This window comes from Chitinophaga sp. SYP-B3965, from assembly GCF_009647655.1.
Classification (GTDB): Bacteria; Bacteroidota; Bacteroidia; order Chitinophagales; family Chitinophagaceae; genus Chitinophaga.
This window is the reverse complement of sequence record NZ_WJFD01000001.1, coordinates 2,851,959-2,870,495: the sequence shown is the minus strand read 5'-3', so window position 1 is coordinate 2,870,495 and position 18,537 is coordinate 2,851,959. Positions and strand designations below refer to the sequence as shown.

Sequence of the window (18,537 nt, the reverse complement as noted above, 5' to 3'; positions counted from 1 at the left end):
CACAAAGGAACCAAAGACCAAAATCGTACACCAGCTTCTGATAGAATTTTATTTAAATCATTAACCAACCAAGTTTTATGATCTCAACTACCTTTTGCCCAAAGAGGCAAGGCAGGTTATGCCTATCAACCAAATCCGGGCTGCGCCCGTTCACCAAAAGACTGATCACCGTGAAGCTGTCAATCATCTTTTTATTACTTGGAGCAATGCATGTGAGCGCCGCGGCGTCTGCACAAAAGATCTCCATTTCGCAAAAGAATGCGCCACTGGAAAAAGTACTCGATGAAATTGAAAAGCAGAGTGGCTACCAGGTCTGGTATGAGGAGGGCACCGTGCCTTCCGGCGAAGTGGTAAGCATTGCCCTGAAGAATGCTTCCCTGGAGGAAGCGCTCAATGCCTGCCTCAATGGCCGTCATCTTAAATGGACCATTATCAGGAAAACGATCGTGCTTAAAAAAGAGGCGTCACTTCCCTTTATTCCTCAGCCTCCGCAAAAGATCAGCGGTGTGGTGAGAGATGCCGCTACCGGTAAACCTTTGCAGGGCGCCACCGTTCAGGTGAGGGGTACTTCCAAAGCAACATTGACCAATGGCAACGGTGAGTTTGAACTGGAAACAGATGCCTGGGAAGTGATGCTGGAAGTTTCTTTCATCGGGTATGAGCCCCAGCGGGTGAAAGCAGTCAGCAACCAGCCTTTGAGCATTATGCTGGCCGTTGGTACGTCAAAACTGGATGAATTGATCATCACCGGTTACTCCGCCAAAAAAACAGGAGAACTGACCGGTGCCGTACAGAAGATCAGTGGTGATCAGTTACGGAAAGGCATCACTACTTCAGATCCTGTTTCCTTACTGAAAGGCCGTGCTACCGGTTTGTATATTTCTGAACAGGGCGCAGGCGATCCTACCAGTGCAGGTGGACAAATATTTGTACGCGGGCAAAGCAGTATTGTGGGAGTGGGGGTAGACCAGGTGAATGAGTTTGTAATGCCTACTCAGAATTATGGTCCGTTACTGGTGCTGGACGGGGTGATCATGCCCAACCAGAACCTCAAGGAGCTGATCAATGCACAGGACATAGATAACCTCACCATTCTGAAAGACGCTGCCGCTACGGCCATTTATGGTTCCCGTGCCGCCGGCGGCGTAATTGTGGTGACTACCAAAAAGGGAGTAGCCGGCAAACCGCAGATAATGGCAGAAATAAAATACGGGCTGAACAAACCCAACCGGGGATCACTGCGATTCCTTACCGGCCCGGAATTATATGACGTGCAGAAGCGTTTTTATACAGAAGATTACCGTGTCAACAACGGCAGCCTCGCGCCACAGTATCCAACACTGCAGGCATACCTGGATAACCGGCTGCCAGACATGGCGGACGTACAAAACAGTTATGACTGGCAAAAATATGCCTTCATCAGCAGCAATACCAAACAGGTAAATCTCTCCGCGAGAGGCGGCACGGAAAACACCCGTTACTACATCGGCGGCACCTATTACGATGAGCAATCCACCGGCGTAAACAATGGCCTGAAACGTGGTACTTTCCGCATCAACCTGGAAACAAAGCTCAGCAAAAGACTCACCACCAACATATCCCTCAATGGTATTTTTGATAACGGTACAAGAGAGAACAGCAACAGCGGTGTTTTTTTATATGGCATGATCCCCTGGGTAAATCCCTATAACGCAGACGGCTCTCCGAAACCTGTACTGGAATATAAACTGAATGGCAGAACACAGAAGGCAGAGAATCCCATCTTCGAAAACCAGTACAACTATATTCATCCCAGGGCACAGCGCTTTGCCGGTTCTGTCAAAGCGGATTATAAGATCACAGAATGGCTCAGCTTTTCCAGCACCAACTCTGCTAACCTTAACTATACCAAAGATGAACGGTATGTAGATGCCCGGAGTTATGCGGGGTCTGGCACTACCACTTCTTCAAAAGGTTTCCTGGGCACCAATACCAATTATATCAATACTTTCCTGACTTCCAACCAGCTGAATTTCCAGAAAACATTCGGCTTCCATTCTCTGCGTGCTTTAGTAGCTACTGAATATGGCCGCACAAAAATGGAGAACATGCTGGTGAACGTTAATAATGTAAGAGCCGGTTATCCTGTGATATCACTGGGCAGGCAGGTGGGGGGCCGATACGACTATTCCATATACGGTATCCCTACATCCAAAACAGGTAACATAGAGGGAGGCAAAGAAGATCGTGCATCTTTTTCTGCCTTTGGAGAAGCCGGATATACCTATGATGACAGGTACAGTATCAGCGCTTCGTTGAGGACGGATGCATCCAGTAGTTTCGGGCAGGATAAACGATACGGAACATTCTATTCCGTTGGTGGCGCCTGGGTGATCAGCAATGAACAGTTTGCCAGCAATCTCAGCTTCCTGAGTAACCTGAAATTGCGCAGCAACTATGGTACGAGTGGTTCCCAGCTGGGAGACAACTTCCTTACCCGCACATTGTATGATCCGCGTTATACTTACAGCGGGCAGGCCGGGGCCATTATTTCCGTGCTGGCCAATCCTGATCTGCAATGGGAGATCACCAAAACTTTCAGTGCAGGTGCAGACATTGGCCTGTTCCATAAAATTACTGCCAGTATAGATTATTATAACCGCCGCTCGGAAGACCTGCTGCAGAAAGTGACCCTGGATGCGATCAGCGGTTTTCCTACGCAATGGCAGAACGTGGCTACTGTACAAAATAAGGGCTGGGAAGTGCTGATCAATTCAGATAATATCACCGGCAAAAATTTCCGCTGGAACACTTCTTTTAATATCAGCTTTAATAAGAACAAGATCCTCAGCGTGGCAAATGATTCCTTGCGGCAGGGCTTCTACAATGCCAACAGTTTTTATCTGAAGGCCGGCGATGATATCAATTCCCTGAAGGCTGTTAAATATGCGGGAATAGATCCTCAAACAGGGCAACCACGATTTGAAAAACTGATCTTCGACGACAAGGGAAATGCAACCGGTATCGAATATGTAAATTCACTGGCTGAAGTAGGCGCCGCTGCAGACCCGCGGCAATTCCAGTTCATCGGCAGTTTCCAGCCGAAATTCTACGGAGGGCTTACCAATACTTTCTCCTACAAGAATTTTTCCCTGGACGTGTTGATCACCTATGCTTACGGTTACGTGATCAATGATGATCTGGCTGAGCAGATGCAAGGTTCCAATATTACCAGCTATAACCAGGTAGCTTACCGCAGTCACCAGAAGCAATGGACCACACCGGGGCAAACAGATGCTACAGAGCCGGAGATATACACTCAAGCTAATACGGATTATTTCGGTTCCAGCAAATACTTACACGATGGCAGTCATGTGCGCTTGCGTAGTGTTCGCCTGGGATATGAACTGCCCAAATCATTCCTGAAAAAACTAAACCTTTCGCAGGCTAATTTTTATGTGAGCGGCGATAACCTGTACACGCTTTATTCCAAAGAGATCATTTCTTCAGACCCGGAAGGCCCTTCTGTAGGGCAGGCGCAGGACTTTGGCGGTTCTGTTGGTTCTGGCATTGGTATTCCGCGGCGTTATGTATTTGGCCTGCAGGTTGGTTTTTAATTGTTCAGTTTCAAACTTGGAAAAAATGAGATACACTACTATAATCATAATTACCGGTCTGCTGATCACTGCGTGTAACAAACAGATAGACAGCGTACGGCCTTTGACGAAGATCGATAAGGAAGGAGAACTGGCATCACTTGCCGGCATTGAAGAAACAACGGTAGGCAATTATAGCCTGCTGAAGGGCAGCGGGTTTAGCGACTTTGATGTACCCATGCATGATTTTGCAGAAAGCCGGGGCAACAATGTTACCCTGCAAAACTGGAAGCCTGTTGATAAAACTACAGATGCGTTCTTTTTCAGAAACAGTACAGGCCCAACGTTAGGCAACAGCGCTGATTTTTACCGCGGCGCTTACCAGGTGATTGTGAGTGTCAACACCACACTCGAAGGCATTGCGGCCATGGAAAACACAGCCTTTTCTACTTTAACAGAGGTGGAGAAGAACAGGTTCCGTTATGCCAAAGGAGAAAATCTTTTCATCCGTGCGCTGGTTTACTTTAATCTCGTAAGGGTATATGGAAAACCTTATTATCAGTCAGCCGCTGAAAGCCCTGCTGTTATTATCAAAACCAGCAGTGATATTAAGGAGGTACCGGCACGAAGTACTGTTAAACAAGTGTATGACTTTATCATCGCTGATCTCCAAACTGCAGCGCAGCTGATGAAAGCGCCAGTGACCAAAACCAATGCCTTTGGCAGTTCTGCTGCTGCATGGTCTCTGTTATCACGTGCATACCTTTATATGGGTGGCAGTATAGCCGCACCGGATGGTGCTTCCAATCAACGCGCAGTTGATTATGCAGATAGTGTGATAGATCAAACCGGCGGGAAATATATGCTGCTGCAAGGGGATGCTTATAACAAGATGTTTGCTGATGATGAGCTAGGTACCATTGGCCGCGCTAATGGCACTACCAACAAAGAGATGATCTTTGCTTTCGATAACTCTACCGGTGCCAGTTCCCTTGGCCAGCTCTATCACTATGATGTTAATTATAACGTAGGCGCTTACTTTCTTCCTTCTGCCAGTTTTAAAAGCCTGCTGGTACCCGGAGATATCAGGGGTACTTTCCTCAAGCTGAATCCTAATTCCAACTTTGTAGAAACTACCAAGTTCCTGGTGTTGCCCGAAGCCTGGCTCACCCGCGCACCGTATATCCATTTCCGTTTGGCAGAACTGTATCTCAACAGGGCGGAAGCATATGCTAAATTAGGTAACACTGCCAAAGCAAAGGAAAACCTGAAAGCCATCCATATCCGTGCGGGCCTGCCTGCAGCAGATGTGGATAATCTGGCTGCGCCCGATGTACTGGCCGCCGTGTTGAAGGAAAGAAGGATAGAGCTGGCTTTCGAAGGCCATAATAGTTTTGATTATTTCCGGAACGGCCTGCCCATGACAAGAACGGCTGCGGACAATAATGGGACAGCGATGACCATCCAGCCCACAGATCCGAAAGTAGTATTTGAAATCCCTAAAAACTGATCTAACCAGCCATGATAAAACAAACCATTCTCGCAACAGTAGCCCTGGCGCTCCTGTCTGCACATGAACCCGATTCTTTTCAGATCAAAGGAAAGATCGATGGCAAAGTGGAAGGCAAAAAAGTGTACCTCAAGTATGCGGATATTCCTTCCAGAACAATCCTGGACAGCACCGTGATCCATAACGGAGAATTTACCTTCATCGGAACAGCTGCCACGCCCCGGTTTTATTCCCTTGTATTAAAGAATGAAGAGCCTACGGACAGGTATATGCAGGACCGTGTGATCAACCTTTTTGCCGTAAACAGCGACAACATTAATGTTACGGCGCCATACGACAGCCTGAAGAAGGAAATAGAGTTTTACTCCGGCGGGGGTACTTCCCTGGCGGCGGCAGTAAGTGGCAGTGCCAGCAATGATCTCTTCCTGCAGTATTATCGTCAGAAGAGCGCTTTTGATGAAGAGAATGACGGGTATTTTGATGGTTATATCGCATACCTGAACCCCGGGAAAGATAAGGAGAAAGGGCCACGGGAGATCGGCATGGACCTGTGCAGGAAGATGGATGTGGTAGAAAAGAAACGAAAAGCATACATGAAGGATTTTATCCTGCAGAACAAACCTTCTGAAGTGCTGGCGTTTATTGCATTGCAGGCAGTAGAGCAGCGTAGCATGGATACAAAGGAGATTGATAAGGTGATGCAACATTTTACCGGCACTAAGGGCATGCTCACCGAACACTTCCTGCAAAAGGCAGAACAGAACAAACAAGCCGCGGTGGGTTCTATGGTAATGGATTTCACCTTGCAGGATACAACCGGTGTACCACATCGTTTAAAAGATTATATCGGCAAAGGCAAGTATGTACTGTTTGAATTCTGGGCTTCCTGGTGTGGTCCCTGCAGAGCAGATATTCCGCATCTCAGAGAGGTATACGACCTGTACAATAAAAAAGGATTTGAGATCGTGAGCATTTCCCTGGACGACGACAAAGAAAAATGGTTCAAAGCCATGCGCGAAGAAAAAATGAAATGGACACAGTTATCAGACCTGAAAGCCTTTGAAAGTGAGCTGGCCAAAAACTATCGTATCCGCGGCATTCCCTCCTGCCTGCTGTTTGACCCGCAGGGGAAACTGGTAACGAGGAACATGCGGGGCTCCTGGATGGATGCCGCTTTGATAGACATGTACGGAGATCTCTTTCCAAAACACTAAAACAATCATTATGCATATAAAAAGCATTTTCATCTGTCTCTCTGCCGCCGCGTTATACGCCTGCGGAACAACGGGCAAAAAACAAGCTACCATTACGGCCAGCATCACCGGCCTTAAAGACTCTGTGGTATACCTTACCATCCCTGTAGCTGATTCCTCAAAGAGAGATACCATTCCTGTTAAAGACGGTAAATTCACCTGGACCGGCGAAGCAGCCGAACCGGTAAAGGTGTATCTGATGTTCCCCACCCGTTACGTGGATTTCTTCCTGGAGAACAGTGATATTCACATCACGGGGCATGCGGATTCGCTGAGTGATCTGAAGATCACCGGCTCTGCCAGCCAGGATGAGCAACTTGTTTATGAGGCTTCCATTAAGAACATCACCGATCAGGAGGAAAAACTCTACGAAAAGTATGAGGAAATAAAAAGCAATGATTCTTTAAAAGCTGCATGGGAAGATCAGGTGGCAGCGTTACGCAAGCAACGCAGGAAAGGAACGATGCAGTACATTACCGCCAATCCTAAAAGTCCTGTGAGTGTTTCCCTGCTTTCTGATATGGCCGTAATGGGAGAATACAAGCAGCTGGACAGCCTCTACCAATTGCTGGATACTTCCGCACAGCATTCTGCCGTAGGCGGGCGCCTTGGGGCCAGGATCGCTATATTGAAGAAGAGCGCTATCGGGGAACCGATGATAGATTTTACACAACCGGATGTAAATGGTAAACCCGTAAAGCTGTCTGACTTCAAAGGGAAATATGTGCTGCTCGATTTCTGGGCCAGCTGGTGTGGTCCCTGCAGGGCAGAGAATCCTAATGTGCTGAAAGCGTACAATGCCTATAAGGATAAAAATTTTACGGTGGTAGGTGTATCACTTGATGATAGCGGAGAGAAATGGCACAAGGCGATAGAAGAGGATGGCATGCCCTGGCTGCAGCTGTCTGATCTGAAAGGATTCAGGAACGAAGTGGCGAAGGAATATGGTATACAGGCCATTCCATCCACCTTCCTGCTGAACCCGGAGGGTATTATTATTGCAAAGGACCTCAGGGGCCAGGCGCTGCATAAAAAATTACAAGAACTGCTGAATTAAATCAATTGGATATGAAACAAATTTCGCTGCTGATCGCCGCCTGTTTATTACAGTTATCCGTTTCTGCGCAATCCTTCACGCTTACCGGTACGGTGGAAGGAAAACACACAGGATATGTGTATTTAAGTTATCCCCCGGGCAATGGTAATTACAAGATGGACAGTGCATTGCTGCAGGAAGGCCGGTTTACTTTTTCAGGGAAGATCGATGGCCCCTCCATGAGCAGCCTGTTCCTGAGCAGGCCATCTCAGATGTCCTATGATGACGATGCGGCTTCCCTGTTCCTCGAGCCGGGTGCTATGAATGTTTCCCTTAAGAAAGGCCAGCTGAAAGATGCTGTGCTGAAGGGATCTAAAGCGCAGGATGATATGGCATTACTGAATGCAGTCAGGAAACCTGTTATGACCGGCCTTGCTCCATTGTCTGCTACTTACAATAAACTCAACCTGGCATACATCGCTGCCCGCAGAGCAAAGAAAGACAGCGCATCATTAGCTGCCATGCTGGATGAACTGGAAGAAGTAAAAGGAAAGATGGAACCTTATTATGAAAAGATGGACGCCATCGACAAGGATTTTATAACAAAACATCCTGCATCTTATGCGAGTGCTTACCTGCTTCGTTTCCGCATCAGCAGCATGAAACTCCCGGAAGCAGAAGCCTCTTACAACAACATGCCGCCCGCCCTGCAGCAGAGCAGTTTCGGGAAGGAGATCAAAAAAGAACTGGATGGATTGCGCAGTGGGTCTCCCGGTAGCGAAGCATATGTTTTCAGCAAAACGGATATCAATGGCCAGCCACTTAATTTGCAGGATTACAAAGGCAAGTATGTGCTGATCGATTTCTGGGCAAGCTGGTGTGTACCCTGCAGGAAAGGTAATCCTCACCTGAAGACATTGTATGCAAAGTACAAAAGCAAAGGACTGGAGATCATTGGTATTTCTGATGATGACAGCCGGCCGGAAGAATGGAAGAAAGCCGTAGCGCATGATGGGATCGAAATTTGGAAACATGTGCTGCGGGGATTGGATATGGAGAAGAGGCAACGGAAAGAACCGAACCCGGAAGATATCAGTGATCATTATGGGATCCATTCATTGCCTACCAAAATATTGATCGATCCTAAGGGGATGATCATTGGGAGATATGGTGGGGGAGGAGAAGATGATGAGGCGATGGATAAGAAGCTGATAGAGGTAATGGGGAACTGATTCAAGATACTAACCTCTTCATAACAAAACCCGGTCCTGTTCAGGACCGGGTTTTGCTGTTTTGAGGTTAGCCGTTAGAAGATCTGATGATCGTTGTACCGAATATTACATCGTTCCTCACAGTTGAAGGAAAAAGAAGGGTGATGGCATTGAATCGCCTGATGCTTTCCTCATCGTTGTTGACAAGGAAATAAACATTACCGCGGACCAGATCTTTTAATATCAATCCATACGCTGAAGTGATAACTGCAGCCGAAGAAATGCCTGGTAAAGCTGAAAGGCTGCTGCCGGGCATCTGCGAAACAATGATATCAAGATCATTGATGTGCAGCAGCAAACCTTCCGCATCGGATATTGACTTTACTTCTCCCTGTACCAGCTTACCGGTAACGGCCTTTGCGGCAGCCGTCATATTATCGTTGCCGGGTGTTTCATTATTCTTATTGCAGGCGAAAAGGAGCAGGGCTATCAGCATGATGGCGACTCCGGGAAGCAGTATCTGCCTCCCTGATATAGGATTTTTAAGTTTCATTTTTTTTGAGTTTAATTTGATTTGATAATCGAGGTCTGTTGAATAACCGGCCGGGTTTATTCTGAAAGTAAAAGTAAAGCATATATTCCATAATGTAAAATAAACTTTACATAAAGTAAGATAAAGTTGTCAAGGGGGGATGGTGGGGTTTGAGAATTAAACGGAGATTTCTTACTTCCTTAAGATCTTTTCCATGGCCTTTCCTTTGGCCAATTCATCAATCAGCTTATCCAGGTAACGTGCCTTTTGCATGATGGGGTCTTCAATTTCTTCCACACGGTAACCGCAGATCAAGCCGGTAATTTTTGAAACATTGGGATTCATTTGGGGGGCCTCGTTAAAAAATGCTTCAAAATTGGTCTTGTTGTCGAGGAGTTGTTGCAGTGTTTTTTTATTATACCCTGTGAGCCAGAATATGATTTCATCTACCTCATCTTTCGTGCGTCCTTTTTTCTCCGCTTTTTGAATGTAATGCGGATAAACGCTGGCAAAGGACATTTTATATACTCTTGCGGTATTATCCATTTTCCGTGTTATTTACTATTAAAGTTATTCATTTTAGGGTGTTTTTGATATAATCCCCTTATTTTAGCGTCAATTCAAGAAAAAATCTAAACAAAAAAATATGGTGATCGTTAACAGTTTCGCGGAATATCAGGCATTTGAGGGGAAGGAAATAGGCAGTTCTGAATGGCATAAGATTGATCAGGCGCAGATCAATAAGTTCGCGGATGCAACGCTTGATCATCAATGGATCCATACGGATGAAGAAAGAGCAAAAAATGAAGGGCCTTTCAAAAGCACTATTGCCCATGGTTATCTGACGTTGGCGTTAATTCCTTATCTATGGAAGCAAATTGCAGACATCCGCAATGTTAAAATGGAAATAAACTACGGTATAGAGCAGTTTAAGTTTGGCCAGGCGGTACTGGTGAACGACGAAGTGCAATTGACAGCGAAACTTAAATCTATCGTCGATCTGAGAGGTGTTACGAAAGTGATCATTGGTGCTACGCTTAGTATTAAAGGCAAGACAAAACCGGCTTACACGGGTGATGTGGTGTTCCTGTATCATTTTTAAGGCATGATTGACTATTTGCAAATAAACCTGCAGGAAAACATTCCTTTAAGTGATGAAGAGATAAAACATATTGATAAACAACGAAGCGAATTCTTTAAAAATGCACCGGGTGTTTTATTGGCTTGTACGCTTTTGATCATGGCTATTGCCTATTACTTTTTACAGAATGAATTTAGCCCCGTTTGGTTTGTCTTTGCAGGCCTTGTACTGTTCGGCTTTTTCTATTTAATGATCTGGCTGACATTTAGATACTTTAAAAGTAACTGGAAGAAGGATATTGCAAATGGGAAAAACAAACTGTCAAGTGTAATTATTAACCGCCACAAAACAGAAAATGATGAATACATTTTCACTTTTGCCGGGCGGCATAAAGCGGAGAAGATTAAAATCCCGGTTAAGAAAGCGGACTATTACAAATACCAACCAGGAACAAAAGTGCTTGTTACCTATTTAAAGTATAGCAAAGAAGTACTCGAGCTTACTGAATTATAAGCCGTTATATCAAGGGAAGCATACCTGCTTCCCTTTAACATTATTCCCATCTCTGAAATGTATAAGACCTCCCCGGAAATGTATAAATAGCCCTGCGCCACGCTGTTGATCTTTGCTAAAGAAATTAAAACTTTAAAAAGATGAAAACAACAGCATCAAAAATTGTTCTTGTAACTGGCGGGAGCCGGGGAATAGGGAAAAGCATTGCTTTAAATGCCGCTCAACGTGGCATGGACGTTATCCTCACTTACAACAGTAACGCCGATCAGGGGAAAGCGGTTGCTGATACCATTAACAGCAGTGGAGGCAAAGCAATTGCCTTGCAATTAGACACTTCCAAAATCAGTTCCTTTAGTGGCTTTGCCGGTCAGATCTCGCAGGTGCTTAAGCAGGAATGGAACCGGGAGAACTTCGATTATCTTGTAAACAACGCAGGGATATCTCAGCGAACACTCATCAAAGACACCACCGAAGAACAGTTCGACGAGCTGGTAAATGTAAATTTTAAAGGAGTGTTCTTCCTCACGCAAACACTGATCCCGTTGATCGTTGATGGAGGGCAGGTGATTAATATTTCTTCCGGACTTGCCCGGTTCGCCTTTCCGGGTGTTGCCGTGTATGGTGCGCTTAAGTCCGCGATAGAAGGCCTGACACGGTATTTTGCCAAAGAATATGCCGGAAGGAAGATCCGTGTAAACAGTGTTGCGCCAGGGGCCATCGACACTGAGTTTGGCGGTGGAAAAGGCGATGATAGCCATCGTGAGCAAATTGCCGGCATGACCGCACTCGGACGCCTGGGCAATGCGGACGATGTGGGCATGTTTGTCGCCTCCATGCTTTCTGAAGACAGCCGCTTTGTGAATGCCCAACGCATTGAGATAGCGGGCGGAATGTTCATTTAAGGTCTTTTCAGTAAATTTACTAAGTATGCAATCATCATTCGTCGATATCAATACCATAGAGGAGTTACATAAGCTCTACGACAGTCCGCCGCCGAAACATCCACTGGTTTCTTTCCTTCAGTTGCAGCAGATCAGCAGGAATAACTTTCCGGAAAAAGAAACCGCGTTCAGGCTGGGATTTTATGCCGTGTACCTTAAACAGTTAAAAGGATCAATGGGCTATGGGCGTTCCCATTACGATTTTGATCAGGGTGCATTGGTATTTACCGCTCCGGGGCAGGCTGTTTCTACACAGCGTTACATTTCCTATGATGATGGATGGGGATTATTCTTTCACCCTGATCTGTTATACCGGACGGAACTGGGCAAAAAGATGCATGGGTACTCATTTTTTCAGTACGATGCCAATGAAGCGCTGCACGTGTCTGAAGATGAAAAGAAAACTTTGCGCAACTGCGCGGATAACATCGCGCAGGAGTATTCGCAAAACATAGACAAACACTCACAGGAACTGATCGTAAATAATATTGAATTGCTGCTCAACTACTGCAACCGTTTTTACGACCGCCAGTTCTTCACCCGTTCCAAACCCAGTCAGGATATAGTCCAGCAGTTTGAAAGCCTGCTGCTGGACTATTTTTCAAAGGATTCACTGATCGAAGACGGACTTCCGGATGTAAAATACTTCGCATCCCGGCTCAACCTCTCTGCTGATTATCTTTCCGATCTGCTGAACAGGTATACTGGTAAAACCACCCTGGAACATATTCACCTGCAGCTGGTGGACAAAGCAAAATCCCTGCTGTGGAGTACAGAGAAAAATATCAGTGAAATCGCTTTTGAACTGGGCTTTGAACACCCTTCTCATTTCACTAAGATATTTAAAAACAAAACCGGTAAGTCACCGTCGGATTACCGGCACCAGAATTGAAAAAGGGCTAACAATCGAATTGTTAGCCCTCGCTCTTATATCCGAGATGGGAAATTACCATGTATCAGTACGGAAGGATGAAGCCGGCAAACCTTCATTATTATAAAGCTCAGCTGTGAACCAGTCATTGAAAGCATATCGAACTGCTACCGGATTTTTCACATCGTTAGATCTCACGCGAATGCCGGTTGCCGTTATTTTGGCCTCAGCAGCATGAAATACTTTATCCTCACCTGCTATTTCGAACAAGGTAAGGTCCTTCGTTCCTGCATACAAACCGTTTTCAGCATGATCGAAAATGAGATCAATAGTATCCTTGCTGATCTTCATCGACTTGTAAACCGGACCCTGATATGGAAGCTTACTGAATCCATAATCCCGTGCCAGTGCAGCGTAAGCCAGGCGCTTTGCCACCGTCATTTTGTACGGAGGATGGATCGATAATTCCTGTCCTGCATCAGCAGTTACCGCCATTGCCGAATTAGGGATCAGTTGCAGGGCTTGCAGCTGTGCTTCGCGGAGATAGGCTGATTGTTTATCGTTATCGTATTTGAATGGTGCAATCTGCACATAATAGAACGGCCATTCTCCACAATTCCAGCGTTTGCGCCAATCGGCTACCATAGATTGCATCTGTTGCGGATACGCCTGGGGATTTTTCCGGTTGGCTTCTCCCTGGTACCATAACACCCCTTTGATACTAAAACCAAGGATAGGATGGATCATGGCGTTGAAGAGTACGGAAGGGCTATTCTGATTCAATTTTACAGCATTGCCTGAAGCTGGGGGCGTAGTTGAAGGACTCATCCATGCTTCAATGCGGGTTCCGCCCCAGGAAGTGTGAATGATGCCCACAGGTACATCCAGTTTCTCCTGGATGATCTTGCCAAAGAGATAGGCAACAGCGCTCATTTCGCTCACGCTCTCTACATCCGCTTCTTCCCAGCTAATCACCTTTGCATCGAATTGAGCCTTGTCAGAAAACTGACGTGGGATCTGGAACAGCCTGATCTTTGGATTCTTCGCGTTCATCAGCATGTCGTTTGAACCTTCTACAGGCTGGTTGCGAAAACCTTTAACAGGCATGGACATATTGGACTGGCCTGAGCAAACCCATACCTCTCCGATGAGTATATTCTTTAATACCAGTTTTTCACCATCATCGAAGGTGATACTGAAGGGGCCGCCTGCTGCCGGGGTACTTACTGAAACATTCCACAGGCTGTCGCTTCCGGCCTGAGCAGTATACGATTTTCCATTCCAGCTGGTGGTGACCTTCACCTTCGCCGCAGGGCGTGCCTTACCCCACAGAGCGGCATTCGTTTTTTGCTGAAGCACCATGTTGTTATCGATGACAGCCGGAAGAATGACCTTGGCATTGGCAGCCGTATTCACCAGGAGGAACAGGCCAATGCATGCTATTATTCGTTTCATATGAATGATTGATTAAAAATTGGTGTATAAATATATACATGTTTTGTATAATTGTAGTACATATTACTAATAATGAGGTGTTTTTTTTGTACAGTGTTTTCTATGTTGATACTGGTCATGAGCGGCTGCCAGGTAAATAAGCGCTTGGGCGATAATAAACAGCCGCCCAATATCCTCTTTATTGCCATAGATGACCTGCGTCCTCAATTGGGGTGTTATGGAGATAAGATCGTGCAAAGCCCCAATATTGATAGATTGGCAGGATTCGGTGTTTTATTCAATCGTGCTTACTGCCAGCAAGCGGTGTGTTCTCCTTCACGGACTTCTTTAATGACAGCAAGAAGGCCGAATACAACAAAGGTTTGGGATCTGAATACCCATTTTCGTACTACCATCCCCGATGTAGTTACCTTACCGCAGTATTTTAAAAACAATGGTTATCATACGCAAAGCATTGGTAAGATCTATCACGATCCTGCCTCGGCGCAGGATGCCCTTTCCTGGTCTGTGCCGGAAATATTAGCCGTAACGAACAAAGAGGGCAAATATGTACTGCCTTCAAATCTTCAGAAAGGATCTTCCAAAGCAACAGCAACGGAAAGTGCAGACGTGCCTGATAATGCTTATATCGATGGACAGGTAGCAGACCAGGCGATGGCCGTTTTAAGAAAGATCAAAGACAAACCCTTCTTCCTGGCGGTAGGATTCCGCCGCCCGCATTTGCCCTTTAGTGCGCCAAAAAAATATTGGGATCTGTATGAGCAGAAAAATATTCCCCTTCCTGTTCAGCGTATTGTTCCTCCCAACATACCAGCCTATGCTGTGCATAACAGCGAGGAGCTGAGAGGATATAGCGACATTGATCATGTAATTACTGATTCAAAAACGCAGGAATTACTACACGGTTATTATGCCGCGATCAGTTATACGGATGCTCAGATCGGCGAGGTGCTGGCAGAACTGGATCGTTTAAATTTAACCAGGAATACCATCATTGTTTTGTGGAGTGATCACGGATTCCATTTAGGCGAGAAAGGGTTGTGGGCAAAAACAACCAACTATGAACTGGATACCAGGGTGCCTTTAATCATTGCAGCACCGGGGAAAGAACGAGGTGTAACTTCCAATGGACTGGTTGAATTAGTAGACTTATATCCGACCTTAGCGGAGTTAGGCGGCCTGCCTGTTCCTGAAGCATTAGAGGGTACTTCTCTGGCACCATTATTAACGAAGCCTGATCAACCCTGGAAGAATGCTGTGTTCAGTCAATTTCCCCGACCCTGGCAATACAAAAATGAACCTGAAATAATGGGGTATGCTATCAGAACGGATCGTTACCGTTATGTGGAATGGCGCAACTTTAAAACTGATGAAGTCAAAGCAATGGAACTTTATGATCATCAGATCGATCCTGGTGAAGTGAATAACATAGCCAATATTGCTTTGATCAGAGAATTAAAACAGCAGCTTCATGATGGGTGGCAGATGGCGCGTCCGGGCAGGATCATGCGGAGGCCATAGAAAGGCTGAATGAGGCTGGCTCAAGGCTGATGCAAGGCTGGTTAGAGGCTGGCACGAGGCTGCGTAAGGCCATTACAAGGCTGATAAGAGGCTGACACGAGGCCACTAAGGATATGCTTGCCATTAGAAAAAATCCTGTACTTCATCTTTCGATAACCCCACAAACCTACAGAACTCATCTACCGTTACATATTGCTCGGTCCCTTTCTCCAGCATAATGCGAATCCTCTGCATCAGCTCCCGGGCTGACCGCTCGCATATGCCGAGGATATTTTGTATGTCCTTGGTGGTAATGACCACTCTCCGCGGTACTTTTTTATCCATCATTCCTCTCTGTTTGATCGGCAAAAACCGGTAAAAACCGGCAAAATGCGGCAAAAGCGGCGGTCCGTTTTTGGGGAACGTTTGCCGGGACATATTTTCGCCATGTAATTACGAAACACACGCTGATCACGTGAAAAGCCGAAAGGGCATGGCTACGGAAATGCCTGTTATTCATTTTAAAATATTTTTTATGTCACAAAAAAAAGATGATTTATTACAACTCGTCGGTGGTACCCAGAAAATGGCCATCTACAGAAAAAAGAACGGCACCTACGCTTTTCGCAAGAAAGGGGGTGTCAGCAAAGAGCGAATAGAAACAGATCCGAACTTTGCTGTATTGCGGCTCAACCTCCAGGATTTCGGCAAGGCCGGCAAAGCGGGCGGACTGATCAAGACTGCTTTTAAACCACTGATCCCCAAAGAGGCGAACAGCGATCTTTTCCCGCGATTGACGAAGCTCTGCAAAGCGGTGATCAAGTCTGACCTTGAACATGAGCGCGGCTCGCGCAGCATGAAGTTTGGAGATATGAACCTCCTCACCGGTTTTGATTTTAATCCTGCCGGTGTTTTAGGGTCCACCTTCATCGTACCGTTCACTCATTCCCTGGATCGTGTGACCGGACTTGCAAACATCGATCTGCCGGAGTTTATCCCGGCTAACATGATCGTGCCGCCTCCGAATGCCACGCACTTCAGAATGAAGATCGCTGCGGCGGCCATCAATTTTGATGAAGGGAAGTATGTATTTGCGATGGGCATAAGTGGTATCCAGGCGTTGGATGATGCAGCCACACCGTCTTTTACGATCAATGCCCAATTGCCTGCCAATAACACAGATCCGGTGTTGATCGCTCTTGGCATTGAGTTCCTGTTGCAGGAAGGGAATTTCCAATACCCGGTCAATAACAGCAGGTTCAATGGCCTGCAGTTGATCGGTGTGGATAATCCCGCATAATGGTTCCATATTTTCTAACATTTAAATTATATCAGATGGAATTACTGCATCGCATAGTTGCTCCCACACCTCCCTTTTTCAGGAAGGTGCGTAACCTGGGCCTTCTCCTTACCGCTATTGCTGCTGCGGTATTGGGGTTGCCGGTAGAGTTGCCTGTTACCATCGCCGAAATAGCCGGCGGTGTAGCGATAGCAGGCAGCGTAATGACCGGCCTCGGTCAGGCTGCTAAGGAACAGGAATAAGTGTTTCTGGAACCCCGGCATCTGCCGGGGTTTTTTAATTCGTTATGGTTTGGTTAGTGCGGGATGCTCACGGAGGAAAATGCATTACTCGGTTCCGCAAATTTACGCACGTGAATATGAAAAAATGGAGACATCTGGCCTCATTTTGAGAAATGGGCAGTCTTTATGCGGGTGAACGTACGCGGAGAAACACCCAGGTAGGAGGCCAGCGCTTTATCAGATACCCGGTTGAAAAAGCGGGGATAATGCTCCAGGAGCAAAGCGTACCTTTCCGCCGGTTTTTTCCCTATCCATTTGCTCCTCGCATATGCTTCGCGATAATAATACTCGGTAAGCCTGGAGCGCACCAGCAAAAATGAAGGATATTCTAATCCAAGTTTTTCTAAATCATCCACATGCAGGGCAATGCAAATAGTATCTTCCAATGCCACTAGTTTTTCCTCACTCTTTGACTGCGTATAAAAGCTATCAATGGAAATGATAACATCTCCCATGACCATAAACCAGCAGTGGCGCTCACGGCCATCGGGATTCTCTATTGCGGTAACAAGCCCGGACACGGCAAAATATACGTAGTTGCATACCTCCCCGTAATCCAGCAGGATGTTGCCTTTCTTAAAGGAAAATACTTTGCAGAAAGGAATAATAACGTCCATCACTTCCCTGGTGAAATTGGGATTGTATATCCGGAGCATGTTGAACAGGTTGCAGAACTGGGTCTGCATGAAGGGGTTTGTAAAGGGGAATTCGAAAGGCAGCTCCTGGCCTCTGTTTGATTTGTTCATAGTAAATGGTATTAATGAATGAATAAATAATGGTGGTTAACGGAGGGAGGTACGCAAACTTATTTGAGTAAGTCTGGGGTTTTGGTTTTCAAATATAGGGGTTTATAATTTTTTCGTTTCTCAACATATGTAAATTTTTATGCGCAGGCTAGTTCCGAATTTAGCTTTATCTAAAGCATAAAAACATGAAAAAATATTACACCGAACTCAAATGGGCAGGAATAAATTTCGGGATGTACCTGGTATGGATGTTACTGGAACGCTTATTCGGGCTGCATGGTCCCAACATCCAGCATCAGCAACTCGTCTCAACGTTTATCCTTATACCATCCTTATTGATCTATGTTCTTGCGCTGCGTGAAAAGAAGCGGAAAGTGTTCCAGGGGAAAATTACGTTTGGACAAGCATTTAAAAGCGGGATGGTGCTGACTATCCTGATCGTCTTATTCAGCCCGGTGAACCAGCTCATCATCACCCAGTTGGTCTCTCCGGAATATTTTAAAAATATGCGTGATCTTGCTGTTGCTAAAGGGATGTCGCCAGAAGAAGCGCGATCCCGGCTGAATACAGGAGCTTTTATTGTACAAAGTGTTGTTGGGGGATTGGTTACTGGTGCCTTATTTTCTGCCTTGGTTTCTGTTGTAATAAGGAGCAAAAAGTAATGGATGGTACATAACTGTAAGGCAATAAAAAAGCTCATCACTATGATGAGCTTTTTATCTTTAGATTCAG

General features: G+C 45.9%; 17 protein-coding genes and 2 pseudogenes. 14 read left to right on the top strand and 5 right to left on the bottom strand.

Annotation, left to right across the window (positions count from 1 at the left end; all coding sequences use genetic code 11):
- Positions 1-170: 170 nt before the first annotated feature.
- The 6 genes and pseudogenes from GFS24_RS11360 (at position 171) to GFS24_RS11340 (ending at position 8,606) form a co-directional block, all read left to right on the top strand.
- Positions 171-3,596: a SusC/RagA family TonB-linked outer membrane protein gene (locus GFS24_RS11360; protein ID WP_173003047.1), complete on the top strand. Its 3,426-nt coding sequence runs from the start codon at positions 171-173 to the stop codon at positions 3,594-3,596.
- A 25-nt stretch (positions 3,597-3,621) separates the two neighbouring features.
- Positions 3,622-5,085: a RagB/SusD family nutrient uptake outer membrane protein gene (locus GFS24_RS11355; RefSeq protein ID WP_173003046.1), complete on the top strand. Its 1,464-nt coding sequence runs from the start codon at positions 3,622-3,624 to the stop codon at positions 5,083-5,085.
- Positions 5,086-5,096: 11 nt separating this feature from the next.
- Positions 5,097-6,299, top strand: coding sequence for a TlpA disulfide reductase family protein (locus tag GFS24_RS11350; RefSeq protein ID WP_153659676.1), 1,203 nt, complete (start codon positions 5,097-5,099; stop codon positions 6,297-6,299).
- Between the two features lie 10 nt (positions 6,300-6,309).
- Positions 6,310-6,639: pseudogene (locus GFS24_RS29440) on the top strand (DUF4369 domain-containing protein); the annotation flags it as partial.
- Between the two features lie 384 nt (positions 6,640-7,023).
- Positions 7,024-7,395: pseudogene (locus tag GFS24_RS29435) on the top strand (peroxiredoxin family protein); the annotation flags it as partial.
- An 11-nt stretch (positions 7,396-7,406) separates the two neighbouring features.
- The gene (locus GFS24_RS11340) at positions 7,407-8,606 is read left to right on the top strand and encodes a TlpA disulfide reductase family protein (protein ID WP_153659675.1); all 1,200 of its coding nucleotides are present in this window, start codon (positions 7,407-7,409) and stop codon (positions 8,604-8,606) included.
- A 67-nt stretch (positions 8,607-8,673) separates the two neighbouring features.
- Here the strand turns inward: GFS24_RS11340 and GFS24_RS11335 are convergent, their stop codons facing one another.
- Both GFS24_RS11335 and GFS24_RS11330 read right to left on the bottom strand, forming a co-directional pair.
- Positions 8,674-9,138: a hypothetical protein gene (locus GFS24_RS11335; RefSeq protein WP_153659674.1), complete on the bottom strand. Its 465-nt coding sequence runs from the start codon at positions 9,136-9,138 to the stop codon at positions 8,674-8,676.
- 171 nt (positions 9,139-9,309) lie between these two features.
- Positions 9,310-9,663: a DUF2200 domain-containing protein gene (locus tag GFS24_RS11330; protein WP_153659673.1), complete on the bottom strand. Its 354-nt coding sequence runs from the start codon at positions 9,661-9,663 to the stop codon at positions 9,310-9,312.
- Between the two features lie 100 nt (positions 9,664-9,763).
- Here GFS24_RS11330 and GFS24_RS11325 point away from each other — a divergent pair, with 100 nt between their 5' ends.
- The 4 genes from GFS24_RS11325 to GFS24_RS11310 all read left to right on the top strand — a co-directional run bounded on the left by GFS24_RS11325 (position 9,764) and on the right by GFS24_RS11310 (position 12,544).
- Entirely contained in the window at positions 9,764-10,219 is a 456-nt protein-coding gene (locus tag GFS24_RS11325; RefSeq protein ID WP_153659672.1) for a MaoC family dehydratase, read from the top strand.
- A gap of 3 nt (positions 10,220-10,222) precedes the next feature.
- Positions 10,223-10,711 (top strand): hypothetical protein, encoded by a 489-nt coding sequence (locus GFS24_RS11320; protein WP_153659671.1) that lies wholly within the window; start codon positions 10,223-10,225, stop codon positions 10,709-10,711.
- Positions 10,712-10,851: 140 nt separating this feature from the next.
- Positions 10,852-11,613: an SDR family NAD(P)-dependent oxidoreductase gene (locus GFS24_RS11315; RefSeq protein ID WP_153659670.1), complete on the top strand. Its 762-nt coding sequence runs from the start codon at positions 10,852-10,854 to the stop codon at positions 11,611-11,613.
- A gap of 25 nt (positions 11,614-11,638) precedes the next feature.
- Positions 11,639-12,544, top strand: coding sequence for an AraC family transcriptional regulator (locus GFS24_RS11310; RefSeq protein ID WP_153659669.1), 906 nt, complete (start codon positions 11,639-11,641; stop codon positions 12,542-12,544).
- 54 nt (positions 12,545-12,598) lie between these two features.
- On the opposite strand, the gene GFS24_RS11305 is transcribed toward GFS24_RS11310, so the two are convergent.
- Positions 12,599-13,978, bottom strand: a complete 1,380-nt coding sequence (locus tag GFS24_RS11305; protein ID WP_153659668.1) for a sialate O-acetylesterase — start codon at positions 13,976-13,978, stop codon at positions 12,599-12,601.
- Between the two features lie 102 nt (positions 13,979-14,080).
- On the opposite strand from GFS24_RS11305, the gene GFS24_RS11300 reads away from it, so the two are divergent.
- Positions 14,081-15,499 carry a sulfatase gene (locus GFS24_RS11300; protein ID WP_216647390.1) on the top strand — a complete coding sequence of 473 codons (1,419 nt, stop codon included), beginning with the start codon at positions 14,081-14,083 and terminating at the stop codon, positions 15,497-15,499.
- A gap of 123 nt (positions 15,500-15,622) precedes the next feature.
- On the opposite strand, the gene GFS24_RS11295 is transcribed toward GFS24_RS11300, so the two are convergent.
- Complete coding sequence (locus GFS24_RS11295) at positions 15,623-15,916, bottom strand: hypothetical protein (protein ID WP_153659667.1); 294 nt, start codon at positions 15,914-15,916, stop codon at positions 15,623-15,625.
- A 97-nt stretch (positions 15,917-16,013) separates the two neighbouring features.
- Between GFS24_RS11295 and GFS24_RS11290 the strand changes: the two genes are divergently transcribed.
- Together GFS24_RS11290 and GFS24_RS11285 are read left to right on the top strand one after the other, a co-directional pair.
- The gene (locus tag GFS24_RS11290) at positions 16,014-16,778 is read left to right on the top strand and encodes a hypothetical protein (protein ID WP_153659666.1); all 765 of its coding nucleotides are present in this window, start codon (positions 16,014-16,016) and stop codon (positions 16,776-16,778) included.
- Between the two features lie 35 nt (positions 16,779-16,813).
- Positions 16,814-17,020 (top strand): hypothetical protein, encoded by a 207-nt coding sequence (locus GFS24_RS11285; RefSeq protein WP_153659665.1) that lies wholly within the window; start codon positions 16,814-16,816, stop codon positions 17,018-17,020.
- Between the two features lie 140 nt (positions 17,021-17,160).
- On the opposite strand, the gene GFS24_RS11280 is transcribed toward GFS24_RS11285, so the two are convergent.
- The gene (locus GFS24_RS11280; protein WP_153659664.1) at positions 17,161-17,805 is read right to left on the bottom strand and encodes a Crp/Fnr family transcriptional regulator; all 645 of its coding nucleotides are present in this window, start codon (positions 17,803-17,805) and stop codon (positions 17,161-17,163) included.
- A gap of 185 nt (positions 17,806-17,990) precedes the next feature.
- Here GFS24_RS11280 and GFS24_RS11275 point away from each other — a divergent pair, with 185 nt between their 5' ends.
- Positions 17,991-18,467: a DUF4199 domain-containing protein gene (locus tag GFS24_RS11275; protein ID WP_153659663.1), complete on the top strand. Its 477-nt coding sequence runs from the start codon at positions 17,991-17,993 to the stop codon at positions 18,465-18,467.
- The last annotated feature ends 70 nt before the right edge of the window (positions 18,468-18,537 follow it).